The organism is Pseudomonas baltica, assembly GCF_031880315.1.
Lineage (GTDB): Bacteria > Pseudomonadota > Gammaproteobacteria > Pseudomonadales > Pseudomonadaceae > Aquipseudomonas.
Window position 1 is genome coordinate 690,761 of sequence record NZ_CP134771.1, and the last position, 18,605, is coordinate 709,365.

Consider the following 18,605-nt stretch of genomic DNA (forward strand, 5'->3'; position numbering starts at 1 on the left):
GGCCACAAGGTACCGGCCGGGGCTTTGCAATAGAGACACTATCGGCATGGCGCGGCACTTCTTGAGGTTAGCTCACTGCACTGCCGCCCTCGCCCGCAAATTGGCCAGCACCACCTGTAACGGATGCTGCAAGCTGCGGCCATCCTGACGCTTGACCTGACTGCGGCACGAATAGCCATCCGCCAACAGCCTGCCCTGCTGCCCATGTCGGGCCACCAGTGGCTGCCAGGATTGCCCGTAGATCACCTGCGAGGTCTGCAGGTTGCGGGCTTCGTGGCCATAGGTGCCGGACATCCCACAGCAGCCGCTGGGCAGCACCTCCAGGCGCGCGCCGAACTTTTCGAACACCTGGCGCCACGCCTCGATGCTGTTCGGGGCGTTGGTTTTCTCGGTGCAGTGTGGCAGGAACTGCCAGGTTTCGCCGGTCGCGTCCGCGTCGGCCTTGGGCAGCACGCCAGCCAGCCACTCCTGGGGCAAAGCGACGTTGGGGGCGTTGTCGCCGCCGAGGGTTTTCGCATATTCCTGGCGATAGACCAGGGTCATGGCCGGATCCAGCCCTACCAACGGCACGCCGCACGCCTGCAACTGCAGCAGGCTCTGGGCATTGCGCCGCGCCGCCTTGGCGAAGGCGCCGAGGAAGCCTTGCACCTGCAACGGCTTGCCGTTGGCCATGAACGGCGCCAGGTACACCTGATAGCCAAGGCGCGACAGGGTCTCCAGCCATTCGGCCAGCAGCGGCGTCTCGAAGTAGCGGGTAAAGGCATCCTGGACCAGCACCACACTGCGCTGGCGTTCGGTATCCGACAACACAGCCAACGCGCGAGGCGTGGCCAGCTTGACCTGCCAGCGGTTGCACGCCGCCTGGAAGTCGACTGCGCTGAACAGCGGGCTGTCGACCATCCCTGCGCCATGCTCCAGCAGCCAGCGCACCGGAGCAGCGCCCATCACCGCGTTGTACGCGCGGGGAAAATGGGCTAGATGCGGAATGCTGAACTCCAGCGAGCCGATCAGGTAATCCTTGAGCGGGCGCAGATAGCGGCTGTGGTACAACTCGAGAAAGCGCGCTCGGAAATCCGGCACGTTGACCTTGACCGGGCACTGCCCCGCGCAGGATTTGCAGGCCAGGCAGCCGGCCATCGCGTCATAGACCTCGTGGGAAAAATCCCCACGCCCACGCAGGGTGTTCCATAGCCGCGCCACCAGTGGCCGCACCTTGGCGGCGCCGTCCAGCACATTGACGCCCTGCTCGCCCTGGCGTCGCAGCCACTCGCGAATCAGCGAGGCGCGGCCCTTGGGCGAATGAATGCGGTTGCGCGTGGCCTTCCAGGACGGGCACATGGCGTCATTGGGGTCGAAGTTGTAGCAGGCGCCGTTGCCGTTGCAGTGCACAGCGGACTCGTAGTGCTGCCACACGCGCTCATCGATGGTGCGATCCAGTTCACCGCGCAGGGTCACCTCATCCACCGCCGTCAGCCGTGCATCGGGCACACTGCTGGGGGTCGCGATCTTGCCGGGATTCAGCTGATTGCCGGGGTCGAATGCCGCCTTCAGCGCTTGCAACGCCGGGTACAGCTCGCCGAAGTACTCGGGCACGTACTGCGAGCGCAGGCCTTTGCCATGCTCGCCCCACAGCAGGCCGCCATGCTTTTGCGCCAGCGCCGCGACGGCGTTCGACAATGGCCGAATCAATGCTGCCTGGGCCGGATCTTTCATGTCGAGGATCGGCCGCACGTGCAATACGCCGGCATCGACATGCCCGAACATGCCGTATTGCAGGCCGTGGCTGTCGAGCAGTGCGCGGAACTCGGCAATGTACTCGGCCAGATGCTGCGGCGGCACGGCGGTGTCTTCCACGAACGGCTGCGGCCGCGCTTCACCTTCGACATTGCCCAGCAGGCCTACCGCGCGTTTGCGCATGCCATACACGCGACCCACCGCCTGCGCGCCGATCGCCAGGGTGTGCCCCAGGCGCACCACCGAGGTGTCGGTTTCCAGGTGCTGGATAAAATCGTGCACGCGCTGTTCGAGCTCGGCGTGATCGTCACCGCTGAACTCGATGAGGTTGATGCCCAGGGTGGGGGTCTGTTCATCCGCCGGGAAGTACTCGGCCACGCCATGCCAGACGATGTCCTGCATGGCCAGCAGCAGGACCTTGGAGTCGACGGTCTCGATGGACAGCGGCTTGTGCGCCATCAGCGCGTTGGCATCGCGCAGCGCATCCATGAAGCCGGCGTAGCGCACGTTGACCAGAATCGAATGACGCGGGATCGGCAAGACGTTCAGCCGCGCTTCGACGATAAAGCCCAGCGAGCCTTCGGAGCCGCACAGCACGCTGTTGAGGTTGAACTGGCCCTGCCCGTCGCGCAGGTGCGCCAGGTCGTAGCCAGTCAGGCAGCGGTTGAGTTTGGGAAAGATCGCCTGGATGCGCTCGGCTTCGTGTTCGGCGATCTGCGCGGCGCAGCGATAGATCGCGCCAATGCGATCGTTGCGTGCGCTTGCTGTTTGCAGCGCGGCGGCATCGATCGCGCCGCTGTCCAGCGGTGTGCCGTCGAGCAGGATGGTGCGCAGATCGAGCACGTGGTCGCGGGTCTTGCCGTAGGTGCAACTGCCCTGACCGCTGGCGTCGGTGCTGATCATGCCGCCGATGGTGGCGCGGTTGGACGTCGACAGCTCGGGGGCGAAGAACAGCCCTTGGGGCTTGAGCGCGGCGTTGAGCTGGTCCTTGACCACGCCACTTTGCACCCGCACCCAGCGCTGCTCGACGTTGATTTCGAGAATATTGTTCAAATGCCGTGACAGGTCGACGACGATGCCGTCCGTCAGCGACTGGCCGTTGGTGCCGGTGCCGCCGCCACGGGGCGTGAGCACCACGGTGCTGTATTCGGGCCGGGCGGCGAGGCGCGCCAGGCACTGCACATCGGCCTCGTCGCGTGGGAACACTGCCGCCTGGGGCAGGCGCTGATAGATCGAGTTATCGGTGGCCAACACGGTGCGCAAGCCGAGATCGTCAGCGATCTCACCCTTGAAGCCCGCCTGGGCCAGCTGGCGCAGAAATTCCTGATAACGCTGCGGCAAGGTCGATTGAAGCGGGAGATAGGCAATCATGGTCGGCGGTCTCGGCAGGCAAATGCATTCCATGCACGGGTACGGCGGGCAGGCTGGCCCGTGCTTTATAAGATGATCGCTTGATTTTCCGGGGTTTGGCGGGGTAAAACAAACGTAATTCCTGTCCGTTTTGCATGAGTTTCATGAATGAACCCCAAGCGTCTCACGCCGTCGATGTCCTTGCTGCTGGCCTTCGAGGCAGCAGCCCGGCATTGCAGCTTCACCAAGGCGGCCGATGAACTGGCGCTGACCCAGAGCGCCGTCAGCCGTCAGGTGCAGGCGCTGGAAGCTTCGCTAGAGGTGGCGCTGTTCAAGCGCGAGGGGCGGCATATCGAGCTGACCGCCGCCGGCGCCCTGTATCAACAGGAACTGGCCGGTGCCCTGGCCCGCATCCGCAGCGCCACCTTGCAGACCATCGCGCGCAAGGCCGAGGGTGACGTGCTGCACCTCGGGGTGTTGCCGACCTTCGCGTCGAAGTGGCTTATGCCGCGCATGCCGGAGTTCTACGCCGGCCACCCGGACAATCTGGTGCACATCCATTCACGGATATTCCCCGCCGACCTGTCCCGCGATGCCAGCGACATGACGGCGCTGATCTGCGCCGGCTCGGGCGATTGGCCGGGTTTCGTCGCGCACCGGTTGCTGGCCGAAAAGATGGTCGTGGTCGCCAGCCCGGCGGCCTTGCCCGAGCAGGCCGGGGTGGCGTTGCAGAGCCTGACTCAGCAGGTGCTGCTCAACGTCGTGTCGCGCCCGCATGCCTGGGGCGAGTATTTCGAGAGCATCGGCATGACGCCCGCCGCCACCCTGCGCAACGGGCCGAGCTTCGAGCTGACCGCGCACCTGATTCAGGCCGTAGTGGCAGGCATCGGTATCGGCCTGGTGCCCAGCATTCTGGTCCAGGACGAACTGGACAGCGGCGCCCTGGTTGCCCTGCACGCGCCCACCGACAGCGGCCGCAGCTACTATCTGGCGTACCCGGCGCCGTATCAGCAGTTGCCTGCACTCAAGGCTTTCAGGGAGTGGCTGCTGGATCACTCATTTACTGAAGGCTGACGCGTCGAGAAGCGACTGGCGCCCCACACGGGGATGACACTGGTCGGCCCGTATCGCTATTGACGGAGCAATGATGGCACAATGACGCCTTACTCAGACTGCACATTCATCAGTCCAGGCTGTTCATAGCGCCCGCTCCTTCCCGTCGCGGCCCTCGTCATTAGGTGATTCGCGATGACCACTCGTCCACGCAAAGGTCTTTCATTCGTCAAGCGCATGTACATGCCACGGGTCGTAGGGACCGGACTGGGCTTCTTTTGCGTGGCGATCGGAATCTGGCCGCTCGATCCGCCGTGGTGGACCTGGGCGCTGATGTTCCTCCAGGCCTTCGCCTGGCCGCATTTGGCATTCCTGATCGGCCGTCGCGCCCGCAAGCCTTTTCGCACCGAGCGCCGCAGTTTGCTGTTCGATGCGTTTGCCGGGGGGGTGTGGGTGGGCGCCATAGGCCTCAATCCGCTGCCGAGCGTGATCATTCTATCGATGATCGCCATGGACAAAGTGGCCGCGGGCGGCTGGAACATGCTGTTTCGCACTTTGCTGATGCAAGCGCTGGGTATCGCCGCGGGGCTATGGTTGTTCGCTCCACCGTTGTTCCCGACCACCAGCCAGCTACAGATGCTCGCCTGCCTGCCGGTGCTCGTGGCGTACCCGATGGCCATCGGCATGATGTACAACCGCGTCACCCGGCAACTGGCTCAGCACAAGCGCATCCTGGCGCGCCTGAGCCAGACCGACAGCCTGACCGGCCTGATCAACCACGGTGCCTGGAAGAACCTGCTGCTGCGCGAGTTTACCCGCGCCCAGAGCGGTGCCCGGCACCACAGCATGGCGTTGATCGATATCGATCATTTCAAGCAGATCAACGATGCCTATGGCCATCTGGTCGGGGACGCGGTCTTGCGGACGGTGAGCAAGACGTTGTCCAGCCATCTGCGCAAGACCGACCTGGTGGGCCGCTATGGCGGCGACGAGTTCTGCGTGATTCTGCCGGATACCACCGCGCCGCAGGCCAGGGACATCCTCGAGCGCTTGCGCCGCGTGGTCAATGAATTCGAATACCCGGGCCTGCCGCAGCTGTCCTTGAGCCTGAGCATCGGGATTGCCTCGTATGGCCCGCACCTGGCGGCGCCGGACATGTGGCTGCACGAAGCGGACATGGCCCTCTATGACGCCAAAAGTGCCGGACGCAATACCGTCACCGTGGCCAACGCCGCGTTGGGGCGTGGCACCGCGTCAACGGGCTGAATCCGAGCGGCTCGAGTTGACTGCGAGGGCCTCTTCGCCAACAAGCTTTGCTCCCACTGTGCCGCATCTGAGCCGTACACCCGTGGGAGCAAAGCTTGCTCGCGAAGGGGCCGGTCCAGCTTGCCCAGCACCCTGGAATCTCCCGCAGGTGCAGGGCTCAGGAGCGGTGATCACCGTGGTAACTGCCAAGTCGTACTCCTGTGGGAGCAGGCGGCGACGCGGCCGGTCGCCGCACCTACTCTGTTCAGGCCGACAGATGCTCGTACAGAATGGTCGCGCCCACCAGCATCAGCACCACACCCCCGATGATCTCGGCGCGCTTGCCAACCACGTTACCTAGCACACGGCCCAGCATTACGCCGATGGTCACCATGGTCATGGTCGCCAGGCCGATCGCTGCGGCTGCCACGAAGATATTGACGTCGACGAAGGCCAGACCCACGCCCACTGCCAGTGCATCGATACTGGTGGCGAAGGCGGTCACGGCAAGAATCCAGAACGAATGCTGGTCGGGTTTTTGCTCTTCTTCGTCGTCGTGCTTCACGCCGTTATAGATCATGTGCAGACCGAGAATCACCAGCAGGGTAAAGGCGATCCAATGATCCCATTGCTGCACCCAGCGGGTCGCCGCCTGGCCGACGGCCCAGCCAATCATGGGCGTAATGCCTTCGATCACACCGAAGATCAGGCCGGTGCGCAGCGCTTCTGAAAGACGAGGTTTGTGCAGGCTGGAGCCCTTGCCGATGGCCGCCGCAAATGCGTCGGTAGACATGGCCAGTGCCAGCAGAATGAGGGAAATGGGATTCACGGATTACGTCCAGTCGGGCTATGAGTCAACGACACCTCCACACGCCCGACTTTAGGCATGAAAGTGTCGCTGGTCTCACCAACCGGAACGGTGTTCGCACCACGGCATGCTGCCGAGAATGTTGATACGAACGCTTGCACGTTGCTGTGCAAGCAGGCTACTCCCCAACGAAGGCCGCGATAATAACAGCCTGAAATGAAAAATCCAGCCAAATTTTTTGGCTGGATCGGAGTACGGCTCACTAATTGTAACAGCTAGTTACTTGCCACCCGGGCACCGTCGCCGGCACCGATCAGCGCCTGCAAAGAGCCGTCGAACTGCTGCAGGGCATTGACCTGCAACTGGCGCTGCTGGTCGATCTGCGCGGCAATCTGCTCGGCGCTCTTGTCGTGCACCCACACGGCAGACATCTGTTTCATTCCGGCGCCTTGGGCCTTGCCGATGTACTGCAGGTTGGCGTCGTAAAAGGTCGCCACGTAGCGCGCTTCAACCTGGCTGTTGCGCTGAGTCACCAGCTGGCTGTAGGCGTCGAGCATCACCGTAACGTCAGGATGAGCCTGCATCAACGCATCGAGGTTGTCGTACACGGTGACTTTGGCGAAAGTCTTTTGCAGCGACCCCTGCAGCCAATCGATGGCCAGGCGCGGGTCGGAACTGTTGATGAACGCGTTGCGAATCCGCGTATCGAGCGTGCTGCCCGGCGCGCCCTGCTGGGCCATGGCGTGGTAGCGGGTGAGGTAATCGAGGGTACCGACAGTATTTTCGCTGTAGAGCACGCCCACGGTCTGCGACGACTTGAGGGTCACAGGGCTGTTGGCCACAGGCTGCAGGTGGCAGTTGTCACGACCGGTAGCCCCGGCAGTGGCGACGAATGCTCCAGTCAGTACGGCAACCAGCGTCAACAGCGTAGAAATCCTCATGGCAAGTGTCCTTCACAAGCAGGGTGGTGATGTGGCTATCCTCCTCCTTTTGCGCAAAAACAGTACTTGCAAAAATTGATGGTCACTATCGATTGCATGAATGGTGCGAATGGTTATTACGTCAGCCAGATCGCAGTGACAGCTGAAACCTTTCATCCGTTAAAGTCGTCCATAGCCTTATCCACTCAAGGAGAAACGATCATGTCCGACTTCCATGCCGATGCACTTACCTGGGGCCATGGCCCGCGCGTTTTTGAGGTGTTTCTCGAGCCCACCTGCCCCTTCTCTGTGCGTGCTTTCAACAAACTCGATGCACTGCTGGCGCTGGCCGGTGAAGCGCGCGTGACCGTCAAGATCCGCCTGCAATCGCAGCCATGGCATCTGTATTCCGGGGTTGTCACCCGCGCTGTGCTGGCAGCCTCCACGGTGGAGGGTGGCAAACAATCGGCCAAAGCGGTGCTGGCAGCGGTAGCTGCCCATCGCGAGGAGTTCGAGTTCGAGAAACATGCCTTTGGCCCGAACATGGACGCCACGCCCAACGACATCATCGCCCGCCTCGAAGCCTACAGCGGTATCAAACTGGCCGAAGCCTTTGCCCGGCCGGAGCTGGAACAGACGATCAAATGGCAGTGCAAATATGCGCGCCAGAACGGCATCCATGTATCACCGACGTTCATGGTCGACGGGTTGGTACAACCGAATATCGGCAGCGGTGATTCGGTGGAGGACTGGGTCAAGCAGTTGCAGCTGCAAGACTGACAACAAGGGCGCCGTCGTGCGGCCTTGCGGCGCCCATTCCTGGAGGGAATACGCGCATGAAAATCCTGCATTGTATTTCCTCTGCGTGATCTCGTAGCGTGTCCTCTCCCCCACAGGAGTGACCGCCATGAAGCCGCTGCAGCTCTATACCGACAACCTGTTTCTCAGTCCTTATGCCATGTCGGTGTTCGTCGCATTGCATGAAAAAGGCCTCGACTTCGATCTGCTCGAGCTCGACCTCGAAGCCGGTGAACAGCACCGCGCAGGGTTCGCCGGGTTGTCGCGGACCCAACGCGTGCCGACGTTGGTGCACGGCGATTTCGTCCTGGCCGAGTCCTCGGCGATTACCGAATACCTGGAAGAGGCGTTCGCCCAGGTGCCGCTCTACCCTCGCGAGCTCCAGGCACGGGCAACCGCGCGGCAGATCCAGGCATGGCTGCGCAGCGATTTGCTGGTGATCGGCCAGGAGCGATCCACCTTGGTGGTCTTTTGCGGGCAACATTACGGGCCGCTGTCGGCGCGGGCGCAGGTCGCCTTCAGCAAGTTGCTCGAGGCGGCGCAGGCATGGCTGGCTGATGGCCGCGAGTACCTGTTCGGCGAGTGGTCGATCGTCGATGTCGACCTGGCGCTGATGCTCAACCGCCTGATCCTCAACGGCGACCCGGTACCCGCTGCATTGCAGGCCTATGCGCAGCGGCAATGGCGGCGCCCCAGTGTGGTGAAGTGGCTCGAGTTGCCACGGGCTGCGCTGTAATCAGGTATGGGCCTGCACCACCCATTTCACCCTGGCCAGCGCCTCGCGTAGCGTCTGCAGGCTCACCGAGCCCAGCGCCAGGCGCAGCGCATGGGGCACCGGCGCACCGATTGCGAAGGGCTCGGCAGTCGACACAGAAATCTGCTCGCGCATCAGCGCCATGGCGATCTGATCGGCGCGGGCATCTTCGGCCAAGGGCAACCACAAGAAGTACGACGCGCGATGACTGTGCCACGACAAGCCGGCCAGCGCCTGCGCAGCGACGGTCTGCCGAGCGCGGGCGTCAGCACGTTTTTGCACCTCCAGGGCGGCGACGGTACCGTCTTCGAGCCACCCTGTGGCAATGGCGGTCAACACACCTGCGGTGTTCCAGGCCGTCGCGCGGATACTGCGCTCGAGTGCCGGAACCAACGCAGCCGGTGCAGCGATGAAACCGACGCGCAAACCGGTCGCGACACTTTTCGACAAGCCCGAGACATACACCGTGCGCTCGGGCGCCAGGGCCGCCAAGGGCGCTGGCGGGTTGTCCGCCAAAAACGCATAGGCCGCGTCCTCGACGATCTGCACGCCATACAGACGCGCGATGGCCACCAACCGCACACGTTGCTCGGCAGGCATCACCCAGCCCAATGGATTGTGCAGGGTCGGCATGCTGTACACCGCACGCACCGGTCGACGCCGGCAGAGCGCCTCGAAGGCGTCGAGGTCCGGCCCTGTGGCAGTGACGGGGATCGCCACCAGTTCCAGGCGCAGGGCTTCGGCCAGCACCTTGAACCCCGGATAACTCAACGCATCTGCCGCGACCACGTCACCGGGCTGCAACAGCGCCATCAGCGCTACCGTCAGGCCATGCTGCGCACCATTGACGATCAACACCTGCTCGGCGGGCACTTGCACGCCGCGCTCGATCAAGTGCCGCGCCACCGCTGCGCGCTCGTGCAGGCGACCTCCGTGGGGGTGGTAGCGCAACAGCGATTCAAGGTCCCCGGACAACGCCAACTGCCGCAACGCCGCGCGCAACATCTCGGCCTGTCCTGGCAGCGACGGATAGTTGAAATTCAGGTCGATCATGCCAGCGGCAACGTCCTGTTGATCGATCCCCAACCCGGGCGGCAACGCGATCTCCCGGACGAACATCCCTCGCCCCGCCTCACCACTGACCAGGCCCATGGCTTCGAGCTCGGCATACACGCGGCTGGCGGTGACCAACGCCATCCCTTCGCGAGCCGCCAGGTCCCTGTGGGTGGGCAGGCGCGTACCCGGCGGCAGAGCGCCGTTACGAATGTCGACGGCCAAGCTATCGACAAGAGTCTTGTAACGCGGGGGTGGCATCGGTAACTGTATCCATGACAATTTTTTGATTGTCCTGATACTCGCTCCTAGGATGGGCGCCTGACAACCCCTGCGACCGAAGTGAGCGCCATGGAAAAGACCTCTCGACTGCACGAACCGGCCTTGAGCCACAATACCCGCGGATGGATCAACGGCTTGATCGGCGTGGTGATCTTCAGCGGCTCGCTGCCCGCAACGCGGCTGGCGGTCACCGCGTTCGATCCATTGTTTCTGACTGCGGCGCGGGCGACCCTCGCGGCCTTTTTGGCCGTGATCCTGCTATGGCTGTTCAAGCCACAGCGTCCGGCACTCGCGCAATTGGCCGCATTGATCGTGGTGGCGGCAGGCGTGGTACTGGGGTTTCCGCTGCTGACGGCGCTGGCCTTGCAGCACGTGACCGCAGCCCATTCGATCGTGTTCCTGGGGCTGCTGCCATTGGCGACCGCCATTTTTGCGGTGTTGCGCGGCGGCGAACGGCCACGGCGGGCGTTCTGGATTTTTTCATTGTTCGGCAGTGCGCTAGTGGTCGGTTTTGCGTTGAGCCAAGGCCTGACGGCGGCCCCCAAAGGTGATCTGCTGATGCTGCTGGCCATCGTCGTCTGCGGCCTGGGTTACGCCGAAGGTGCGAAGCTGTCGAGAACCCTGGGCGGTTGGCAGGTGATTTGCTGGGCACTGGTGCTGGCACTGCCGGTGATGGCGACTTTGACGGCCGTGCTGATGCCCGCTTCTTTTGTGGCGATCAGCCCCAGTGCCTGGTGGTGCCTGGCCTATGTGTCGCTGTTCAGCATGCTGATCGGCTTCGTGTTCTGGTACCGGGGGCTGGCCCAGGGCGGTATCGCCGCGGTGGGGCAATTACAGCTATTGCAACCGTTTTTCGGCCTGGCGCTGGCGGCGGGATTGCTGCATGAACAGGTGAGCGCCGGGATGGTCGGGGTGACAGTGGCGGTGATCGTCTGTGTGGCCGGGGCCAGACGGTTTTCGCGCTAGCCAGTGAGTAAACAGTTGGCCCTTGGCGGGCAAGCCTTGCTCCCACAGCGCCAACTACAGCTGCCCCTCGATCGCCGCCTTGTCGACGATCGACCACACCTGCCAGATCTTCCCTTCGCGATACTCGTAAAAAACGTTCTCCGTGAAATACAACCGCTTGCCGTTCACCGCCAAGCCGAGAAACTCGCCCTTGGGTGAGCAATCAAACTCCAGCCGGGCGGCGATGTGGGGTGGATCGCACATCAGCAGGCCGATGTTGAACTGCAGGTCCGGGATGTCGGAAAAGTCCTTTTCGAGCATCTGCCGGTAGCCAGCCACACCCAGCGGCCGGCCGTTGTGATGTACGTCCGGGTCGACGAATTCGCCAAGATGGTCCCAGTCCTGCCGGTTCAGGCAGGCGATGTAACCGTGATAGTGATCGACTAGAACGTGCCTGAGCATCTGAGGATTCCTTATGCAGGGTGTGGCAGGCTTTGGCGCTATCGCAACAACGGCAGGTGCGCAAAAGGGCCCGGCACGTGTGCCCGTCGCAGGTGTAATCGTTGGACGCTGGATGATGGCTAACCGTTCACTAGCAGATGCAGCCCGAGCGCGCCCATCCCGACAAAAAATATCCTCCGAAACCACAACCCATTGATGCGGCCGCGCAGCCATTGCCCCGCCAGCATGCCCAGCAGTGCTGGCACCACCGCCAGTACCGACGCACCCAACTCGGCGGTGCCCAACTGCTGATGCCACAACAGGCCACCCGCCAGCGCCAGGGTCGATACGGTAAACGATAGCCCTAGCGCTTGGACCAACTCGTCACGATGCAACCCCAATGCACCGAGGTACGGCACGGCAGGAATCACGAACACGCCAGTCCCTGCCGATATCGCCCCGGTCAGCAACCCACATAACGGCCCCACCCCTACCTCCCAGCGCCGAGCGATGCGCAGGGCCGGCGCCGCGAGCCCTGCCAGTGCGTAAATCAGCAACGCTGCGCCAAGGGCTCGCGCCATCCCCGTACCGCTGCCGAGCCCGAACCACAGCGTGCCAAGTACCGTACCCAGTACAATCCCCAATTGCATGGGCCACAGGCGCAACCCTACGCTGCGAAAATGCCCGCCGAAGGCCACCTGCCAGATATTGGTCAATGTCGCCGGCACGATCAACAAGGCGGCAGCCTGCACCGGAGCCATAGCCAAACCCAGCAGCCCCATGGAGACGCTAGGCAAGCCCAGGCCAATTACTCCTTTCACCGTGCCTGCGGCGAAGAACGTCGCCAACACCATCAAGGTGAGGGCCAGCCCGAGCTGCTGATAGAATGCGAGGATGTCTGTCATGGCGCTATCCTGCCCGTTCCTGGCACGGCTGAACATCTGCCATATACTGAGTCAGCCTCTTGTCTGGACAGAGCCATGCACTTCGACCTGATTGACCTGCGCTTGTTCATCAACACGCTGGAAGCCGCCAATATCACCGCCGGTGCCGAACGAAGCCACTTGTCCCTGGCAGCGGCCAGCGCGCGGATTCGAGCCATGGAAGCTTCGCTGGGTACGCCGTTGCTCAACCGCACTCGGCGCGGCGTCAACCCGACCCCGGCGGGTTTGGCGCTGGGCCAGCACGCACTGCGCGTACTGCAACAGGTCGACCATCTACAGTTCGACCTCGCCCAATTCGCCCAAGGCAGCCAAGGCCAGGTTCGCCTGTTGTGCAACACCGCCGCGCTGACCGAGTACTTGCCGGAACTGCTGGCGGGATTTCTTCAACGCTTCAGCGGCGTCGACCTTGATGTTCAGGAGCGCCCGAGCCTGCAAAGCGTGCAGGATCTGCGCGATGGCAGGGCCGACCTGGCGATTCTTTCCGACGCGGTCGATACCAGCGGACTACAGACGCTGGCGTTTCGCGACGACCCGCTGGTGCTGATCATGCCCCGTCACCATCCTTTGACCCAGACGCCAAGTCCTGACTTCATTGCCAGCCTCGACCATCGCCACGTCTGCCTCGGCGCCCAAAGCGCCCTGGCGCTGCATCTGGACGAGCAAGCCCGACGCAGCGCTCGACGTTTGGCCGTACGGGTGCGAGCCGAGGGTTTCGACGGTTTGATTCGCATGGTCGCCCATGGCGCAGGGGTCGGCGTAGTGCCCCGCGCGGCGGCCGAGCGCTGCCACGGGCATCTGGATTTCATCATCGAGCCGCTGAGCGAACCGTGGGCCGCGCGCAAGCTTGTGCTTTGCGCTACAGACTTCGCCAGCTTGCCGGGGTATGCCAGGGGGCTCGTTGAATTGCTGCAACAATAGTGAAACGTGGGTGATCTGCTACCCCAGCCCATGCGCATGGACGAAACACAATTTGTTGCCCTCCGGATCGCGGCAATAGGCGCCGTAATAATCCGCGGCATAGTGCGGCCGCAATCCTGGGCCGCCCTCGTCCGTCGCGCCCATGGCCATTGCCGTTTCCCACGCCTTGCGCACCTGCTCCTGAGAGCACGCGGCGAAGCTCACCTGCGTGCCATTGCCGGCCGAGGCTGGCAGACCGTTGAAGGGCAACTGCACGTAGAACTGCGGCCAGGGTTTGCCAGGCGCGTGCCACCCGGCGCCTGGCGGCCCGCTGTCGTCTTCGTCCGGCATTCGGACCAGCCCCAGGTGCGGCAGAACCGCCGAATAAAATGCGATCATGGCGCCCAGGTCGCGGGCACCGAGCTGAATGTGGCTGAACATGGTATCTCCCGATGCTGAATGACCAGCAGTCTAGACGGTTGCCGGATTATCCCAAGTGCAAGCGAATGGCATCGCCAACGATCTTCGTCAGGCGCTCCAGGCGGCATGGTGTGGGCTATGCGGAACTGGCCACCCAAGCCGGCGCCGAACGCTCCGGCACGGCTCTGGCGATGGGCAACACGGGAGTGTTTCTGGTGCTGTTCGGCACACCGATCGTGGCATCTGCGCTGGTGGCGCATTGGGGCTGGGGGACGTTGTGGCTGGGGTGTGCAGTGTGCGGGCTAGCGGCGGCGGGGTTGTTTCCTCGGGTGGTGCGCGGCGCCAGCCCTTCGAGCGCATCGATACCGGAACCGCAAGTCGTGAGTCGCTGACGGCAGCGGCAGGCTTGCGAAATGCCTGAACGGCCGCAGCAGGCCTGTACACTGAGCGCCCTACGCCTCATCCACCCTATCGAACGAATAACAATTCTTGCCCGCGCTCTTCGCCTTGTACATCGCGTGATCGGCATGCTGCATCAAGGTGCCGATGTCATCACCGTCGCGTGGGAACAGGCTGACGCCCATGCTGGCATGGATGTTCACGCTGTGGCCACCGATCAGCAACGGCAACTGCAGGCACAGGTGCAGGCGCTGCAACAGGGTGACGATCTTCTGCGGGTCCTGGACGTTCTCGAAGAAGATCACGAATTCATCGCCGCCCAGGCGCGCCACGTTGTCGACGCCATCGCTGGCCGAGGTCAGCAGCCGCGCCACCGCCACCAGTACCTGATCGCCGAAGGCGTGGCCGTACTGATCGTTCAACTGCTTGAAATGATCCAGATCGACGAACAGCAAGGCCATTTTCTGGCCGTTGCGCCGTGCCGCCAACAGCGCTTGGTCGAGCAGCTCGAAGCAGCGTCGGCGGTTGGGCAGATGGGTCAACGGATCGTGGCGGGCCAAATGCTCGAAAGCAGCGCGGCTGCGGGTGAGGTCTTCAAGCTGACTGAGGATTTCCTGCTTCATGGCCAGGAAACTGCGCGCCAACACCCCTAGCTCATCCTGCCGCGGCGCCAGGGTGCTGATCTTGCGCTCGCGAGAAAACAGCTCGACGGCGTCAGTCATCTTGCGCAGCGGGCGGATCAACGCACGCGAGACGATAAACGCTACCAGCAACGCCAACAGGCTGAAGAACAGCGCGATGCGGGCGATATCGGTGCCGGCCCGTGAGGCCTGCGCCAGCACGTGGGCCTGGGGCTGGCCGAGGCCCAGCACCACGAATGGCTCGGAGTTGCGGGTGTCGTTGGACAGCCGCACAAAGGCGGCCACCAGACGATCCTCGCGAGGCTGCTCGACGCTGCGGCTGATCAGGCTATGGGCACTGGTGTCGCCCAGCAGCGTGCTCACGTCGGGAAACTCGTCCTGCAAAAACAGGCGCCGCCCCAGATCGAACCCGAACGTGCGGCGATGATCCGGATGCACCAGCAGGTCGCCCCAACGATTGGCCAGATAGACTTGATACTCGCTTGGCAGGTCGCTTTGCAGCTGGGTGAACAACTGATCGAGGTCGACGTTGATCACCACCAGAGCGAATATCTTGCCGTCCGCGTCTGCTACCGGCGTGCTGACATGCAGCGTCGGCTTGTCCAGCCCGGAATGCGCGCCCTGCTCGTGATTGATCACGATCGGCGAGATGCGCACCTCGCCTGGCTTCAGGCGCAGCGCCTCGAACACGTAGGAATAATGGGCTTTCTCCTGCAGATCGGCGCCCTCGACCCGGACGATTCGCCGGCCGTCACGGTCCTCTCGCACCCATTCCAGGCCATGGTCGGTGGCGCTGATCAAGCGGATCTGCATGTAGTCCGGATGCGCGAGCAGCATCGCCCGGAACGACGCCGCCAGATCATCCTGCACGGTCGCACGCTGGCGCGGATCGCCGAGACTGCTCAGGCTGGCCAGGTGCGGGCCATTGCTCAACACCGTGGCGTCCAGCGAAATGTTGCGCAAGCTGCTGTGCAGGTTGCGCCCCAGCACCTGCGCCGAGGTCAGCAGATCGCGCTCGGCGGCCTGCAGCATCACTTCTCGTGAGTTGTTGTAGATCGAATAGCCGGCGAGCACCGTCGGCAGCACTCCGAAGACCGCCATCAGGCAGCCCAGCTTGAACGCGATACCGAACTTCATCGCACCTCCAGCAGGGGCGGTCGCTCACCGGAAACGATGCGCTGCCAGAGCGCGGCACGGCGCGCGTCGTCTTCGACCGGGCGCAGCCATATCAGGTGAACGGAGGTACTGGCGCCGTCCGGGTCCTGCAAGGTGTTGGCCAGCCCCTGGCGCTCGCTGAGCAAACGGCTGACCTGCGGCTCAAGCATGTAGTTGATCCACAGGCTTGCCAACGCCGCATCCTGTGCACCACGGCTGATGGCCCAACAGTCGAGCCAGGCCAGCGCGCCTTCGCGGGGGATGACGTAGCCGACATCCGCACCCGCATCTTGCAGCTGTTTGAGCTGCTGACGGCCATAGTTGGCGAAGAGCAACGCCGCCTTGTGGCTGCTAAACAACTCGGCGGCCTCCTCTGGCAGCGTGTAGAACGTCAGCACGTTGCGACGCAGCGCAATCAGGCGCTCGGACACCTTGGGGAAGTCCTCGGGCTTGATCTGGAACGGATCGCCGCCCAGCGACAGACTGGCCAGGGAAAAATTATGGTTGCTGGTGTTGAACGCCAGCACCCGACCCTGGAATTGCGGGTCCCACATGGCGTTGATGGAGTCCGGCGGCTGACTGAACTGCTTGCGATCGTAGATCAGGCCCATGTCCGACCACACATACGGCACCGCGTACAGTTTGCCGTTGACGCGGATATCGGGAATGCGTGAGTAGTCGCGAAACCGCGGCATTTGCTGAGCGGTATTACTCACGCGCGAGGGCGTCAGCGGCTGCAGCAGGCCCTGATCGGCATAGTTGTGGATCTCCGCGGTATTGGCCGCGATCACATCGAAGTTGGCGCCTTTGTTCTCGCCGATCTTGCTGCGCAAGGCCTCGTCGCTGCCCACCAGGGTGATCTCTACCTTGACCTTGTAGCGCTTCTCGAAGGTCTGCACCACGTCACTGTCGGCATATCCCGGCCACGTCAGGACCCGCAGCGTGCGTGGCTCTTCGGCCAGCGCCTGGGCAGCGGTCAGGAACACCAATAGGGCCAACCAGAGGGGACGCAAGTAGGGCATGGGCGGAGCTCGGGCATGCGATGGCGCCGAGTATACAGATGGCAATGTGCCGCTGCTCATTATCGTGATTTGGAGGTGGACCTTTGGTCGGATGGTCGGCTCCTCCCAGCACTTTACTCAAGCCCGAGTTTCCAGAGAGCGTACGCCACCGTGACCGCCCCTTTGGCGCGCCATTGGTGGGCTTGCTTGAGAAAATGCGCCGCCCCCCCCGTCCGGCTAGCTCCTGAAGCGCCCTACTCTATAGAGAGAAACTGCCCGAAAACCCGCTGGGAAAGGATCCCTAAGCGTAGGCAGTGCAAATGAGAAGGAATCTTAGATACCAGCTGCCGCCCGCCTACGCTTCGCACGGCTGGCCGAGGGTACTGCCTCTGGCGCTGAGCCTTCACCGCTGCCGATTCCGGCCAATTCAAAATCCAATCAGGCCTGCGGCCTCTACCCCGCCGCGCTGACCATCGCCCGCAACAACACCGCACACCCGGCGCCTAAATCCTCGGGAGTAGCGTTTTCGATTTCGTTATGGCTGATGCCTCCCTCGCAGGGCACGAAGATCATCCCGGCCGGGCCCAGTTCGGCGATGAAGATCGCATCGTGGCCGGCGCCGCTGACGATATCCATATGGCTCAAACCCAGTTGCGCGGCAGCGTCACGCACGGCATCGACGCACTCGGGGGCGAAGTCCAGCGGCGGGAAGTCGGCGGTGGGCGTCAGCACACAGGTCAAGCCATTCTGTGCGCAGGTTTCATCGATGGCCTGTCGCAACTCATCGACCATCGCCTGCAGCTTGTCGCTGTGCAGATGACGAAAATCAATGGTCATCTTCACCTCGCCGGGGATCACGTTACGCGAGCCTGGGTGCAGGTTCAGGCAGCCAACGGTGCCGCAGGCATGGGGCTGGCTGGCGTTGGCGATGCGGTTGACCGCAGTGACCACATGCGCGGCGCCGACCAGGGCGTCCTTGCGCAGCGACATCGGCGTCGGGCCGGCGTGGGCCTCGACGCCGCTCAGGGTCAGGTCGAACCATTTCTGCCCCAGGCAGCCCATGACCACACCGATGGTCTTGCGCTGGTCTTCGAGGATCGGGCCCTGCTCGATATGCGCTTCAAAGTAGGCGCCCACTGCATGGCCCAAAACCGGCCGCGGGCCGGCATAGCCGATGCGCTGCAGCTCATCGCCGACGCCCAGCCCTTGCTCGTCGCGCTTGGCGAGGGTCTCGGCGAGGTCGAATTTACCGGCGAAGACGCCCGAGCCCATCATGCACGGCGGGAAGCGCGAACCCTCTTCGTTGGTCCAGACCACCACTTCGATCGGCGCAGCGGTGTCGAGATCGAGGTCGTTGAGGGTGCGGATCACTTCCAGCCCAGCGAGCACACCAAAGCAGCCATCGAACTTGCCCCCGGTGGGTTGCGTGTCAATGTGGCTGCCGGTCATCACCGGTGCGCGTTGCGGGTCACTGCCGGGGCGGCGCGCGAAGATATTGCCGATGGCATCGACGCTGACCTCGCAGCCGGCTTCAGTGCACCACTGCACGAACAGGTCACGGGCCTGACGATCGAGATCGGTCAGGGCCAGACGGCAGACGCCGCCCTTGACCGTAGCGCCGAGCTGGGCGAGGTCCATCAGGGACTGCCACAGGCGCTGGGTGTTGATCAGGGGTGCGCTGGTATTGAACGGGCTGGTGGCGGTGGACAGGTTATTCATGATGGTTCTCCAATGACAGGTGTGCAGTCGTCGCCGGCCTCTTCGC

Annotated in this window: 17 protein-coding genes; 7 read left to right on the forward strand and 10 right to left on the reverse strand. The window is 63.3% G+C overall.

The annotated features are described in order from the left end of the window. Positions 1–72 precede the first annotated feature (72 nt). Complete coding sequence (locus REH34_RS03080) at positions 73–3,105, reverse strand: FAD-binding and (Fe-S)-binding domain-containing protein (RefSeq protein WP_311970710.1); 3,033 nt, start codon at positions 3,103–3,105, stop codon at positions 73–75. Between the two features lie 147 nt (positions 3,106–3,252). On the opposite strand from REH34_RS03080, the gene REH34_RS03085 reads away from it, so the two are divergent. Together REH34_RS03085 and REH34_RS03090 are read left to right on the forward strand one after the other, a co-directional pair. Next, entirely contained in the window at positions 3,253–4,158 is a 906-nt protein-coding gene (locus tag REH34_RS03085) for a LysR substrate-binding domain-containing protein (protein WP_226504776.1), read from the forward strand. Between the two features lie 174 nt (positions 4,159–4,332). Continuing rightward, positions 4,333–5,403, forward strand: coding sequence for a diguanylate cyclase (locus tag REH34_RS03090; protein ID WP_311970711.1), 1,071 nt, complete (start codon positions 4,333–4,335; stop codon positions 5,401–5,403). Between the two features lie 244 nt (positions 5,404–5,647). Here REH34_RS03090 and mntP read toward each other — a convergent pair whose 3' ends face one another. Both mntP and REH34_RS03100 read right to left on the reverse strand, forming a co-directional pair. Further along, positions 5,648–6,211: a manganese efflux pump MntP gene (mntP, locus tag REH34_RS03095; RefSeq protein ID WP_311970712.1), complete on the reverse strand. Its 564-nt coding sequence runs from the start codon at positions 6,209–6,211 to the stop codon at positions 5,648–5,650. Between the two features lie 254 nt (positions 6,212–6,465). Next, positions 6,466–7,131 carry an ATPase gene (locus REH34_RS03100; RefSeq protein WP_311970713.1) on the reverse strand — a complete coding sequence of 222 codons (666 nt, stop codon included), beginning with the start codon at positions 7,129–7,131 and terminating at the stop codon, positions 6,466–6,468. A 201-nt stretch (positions 7,132–7,332) separates the two neighbouring features. On the opposite strand from REH34_RS03100, the gene REH34_RS03105 reads away from it, so the two are divergent. Next, positions 7,333–7,890, forward strand: coding sequence for a thioredoxin domain-containing protein (locus tag REH34_RS03105; RefSeq protein ID WP_311970714.1), 558 nt, complete (start codon positions 7,333–7,335; stop codon positions 7,888–7,890). A 127-nt stretch (positions 7,891–8,017) separates the two neighbouring features. Then, complete coding sequence (gene yfcF, locus REH34_RS03110; RefSeq protein ID WP_311970715.1) at positions 8,018–8,644, forward strand: glutathione transferase; 627 nt, start codon at positions 8,018–8,020, stop codon at positions 8,642–8,644. Here yfcF and REH34_RS03115 read toward each other — a convergent pair whose 3' ends face one another. Continuing rightward, on the reverse strand, positions 8,645–9,976 hold the full coding sequence (locus REH34_RS03115) for a PLP-dependent aminotransferase family protein (protein WP_311970716.1): 1,332 nt from the start codon (positions 9,974–9,976) through the stop codon (positions 8,645–8,647). 90 nt (positions 9,977–10,066) lie between these two features. On the opposite strand from REH34_RS03115, the gene REH34_RS03120 reads away from it, so the two are divergent. Further along, positions 10,067–10,963: a DMT family transporter gene (locus tag REH34_RS03120; RefSeq protein WP_311970717.1), complete on the forward strand. Its 897-nt coding sequence runs from the start codon at positions 10,067–10,069 to the stop codon at positions 10,961–10,963. Between the two features lie 54 nt (positions 10,964–11,017). Here the strand turns inward: REH34_RS03120 and REH34_RS03125 are convergent, their stop codons facing one another. Together REH34_RS03125 and REH34_RS03130 are read right to left on the reverse strand one after the other, a co-directional pair. Further along, on the reverse strand, positions 11,018–11,404 hold the full coding sequence (locus tag REH34_RS03125; protein ID WP_311970718.1) for an ester cyclase: 387 nt from the start codon (positions 11,402–11,404) through the stop codon (positions 11,018–11,020). Between the two features lie 119 nt (positions 11,405–11,523). Further along, positions 11,524–12,288, reverse strand: coding sequence for a sulfite exporter TauE/SafE family protein (locus REH34_RS03130; RefSeq protein ID WP_311970719.1), 765 nt, complete (start codon positions 12,286–12,288; stop codon positions 11,524–11,526). Between the two features lie 75 nt (positions 12,289–12,363). On the opposite strand from REH34_RS03130, the gene REH34_RS03135 reads away from it, so the two are divergent. Beyond that, positions 12,364–13,245: a LysR substrate-binding domain-containing protein gene (locus REH34_RS03135; protein WP_311970720.1), complete on the forward strand. Its 882-nt coding sequence runs from the start codon at positions 12,364–12,366 to the stop codon at positions 13,243–13,245. A gap of 18 nt (positions 13,246–13,263) precedes the next feature. On the opposite strand, the gene REH34_RS03140 is transcribed toward REH34_RS03135, so the two are convergent. Further along, complete coding sequence (locus REH34_RS03140) at positions 13,264–13,665, reverse strand: VOC family protein (RefSeq protein ID WP_311970721.1); 402 nt, start codon at positions 13,663–13,665, stop codon at positions 13,264–13,266. 65 nt (positions 13,666–13,730) lie between these two features. Here REH34_RS03140 and REH34_RS03145 point away from each other — a divergent pair, with 65 nt between their 5' ends. After that, positions 13,731–14,036, forward strand: a complete 306-nt coding sequence (locus REH34_RS03145) for a hypothetical protein (protein ID WP_311970722.1) — start codon at positions 13,731–13,733, stop codon at positions 14,034–14,036. Positions 14,037–14,096: 60 nt separating this feature from the next. Here the strand turns inward: REH34_RS03145 and REH34_RS03150 are convergent, their stop codons facing one another. The 3 genes from REH34_RS03150 to REH34_RS03160 form a co-directional block, all read right to left on the reverse strand. Next, the gene (locus REH34_RS03150) at positions 14,097–15,821 is read right to left on the reverse strand and encodes a GGDEF domain-containing protein (RefSeq protein ID WP_311970723.1); all 1,725 of its coding nucleotides are present in this window, start codon (positions 15,819–15,821) and stop codon (positions 14,097–14,099) included. Next, positions 15,818–16,861 (reverse strand): extracellular solute-binding protein, encoded by a 1,044-nt coding sequence (locus REH34_RS03155; protein WP_311970724.1) that lies wholly within the window; start codon positions 16,859–16,861, stop codon positions 15,818–15,820. The genes REH34_RS03150 and REH34_RS03155 overlap by 4 nt, the downstream gene beginning before the upstream one ends. A 432-nt stretch (positions 16,862–17,293) precedes the next feature. Continuing rightward, positions 17,294–18,550 (reverse strand): Zn-dependent hydrolase, encoded by a 1,257-nt coding sequence (locus REH34_RS03160; RefSeq protein ID WP_409373307.1) that lies wholly within the window; start codon positions 18,548–18,550, stop codon positions 17,294–17,296. Positions 18,551–18,605 lie beyond the last annotated feature (55 nt).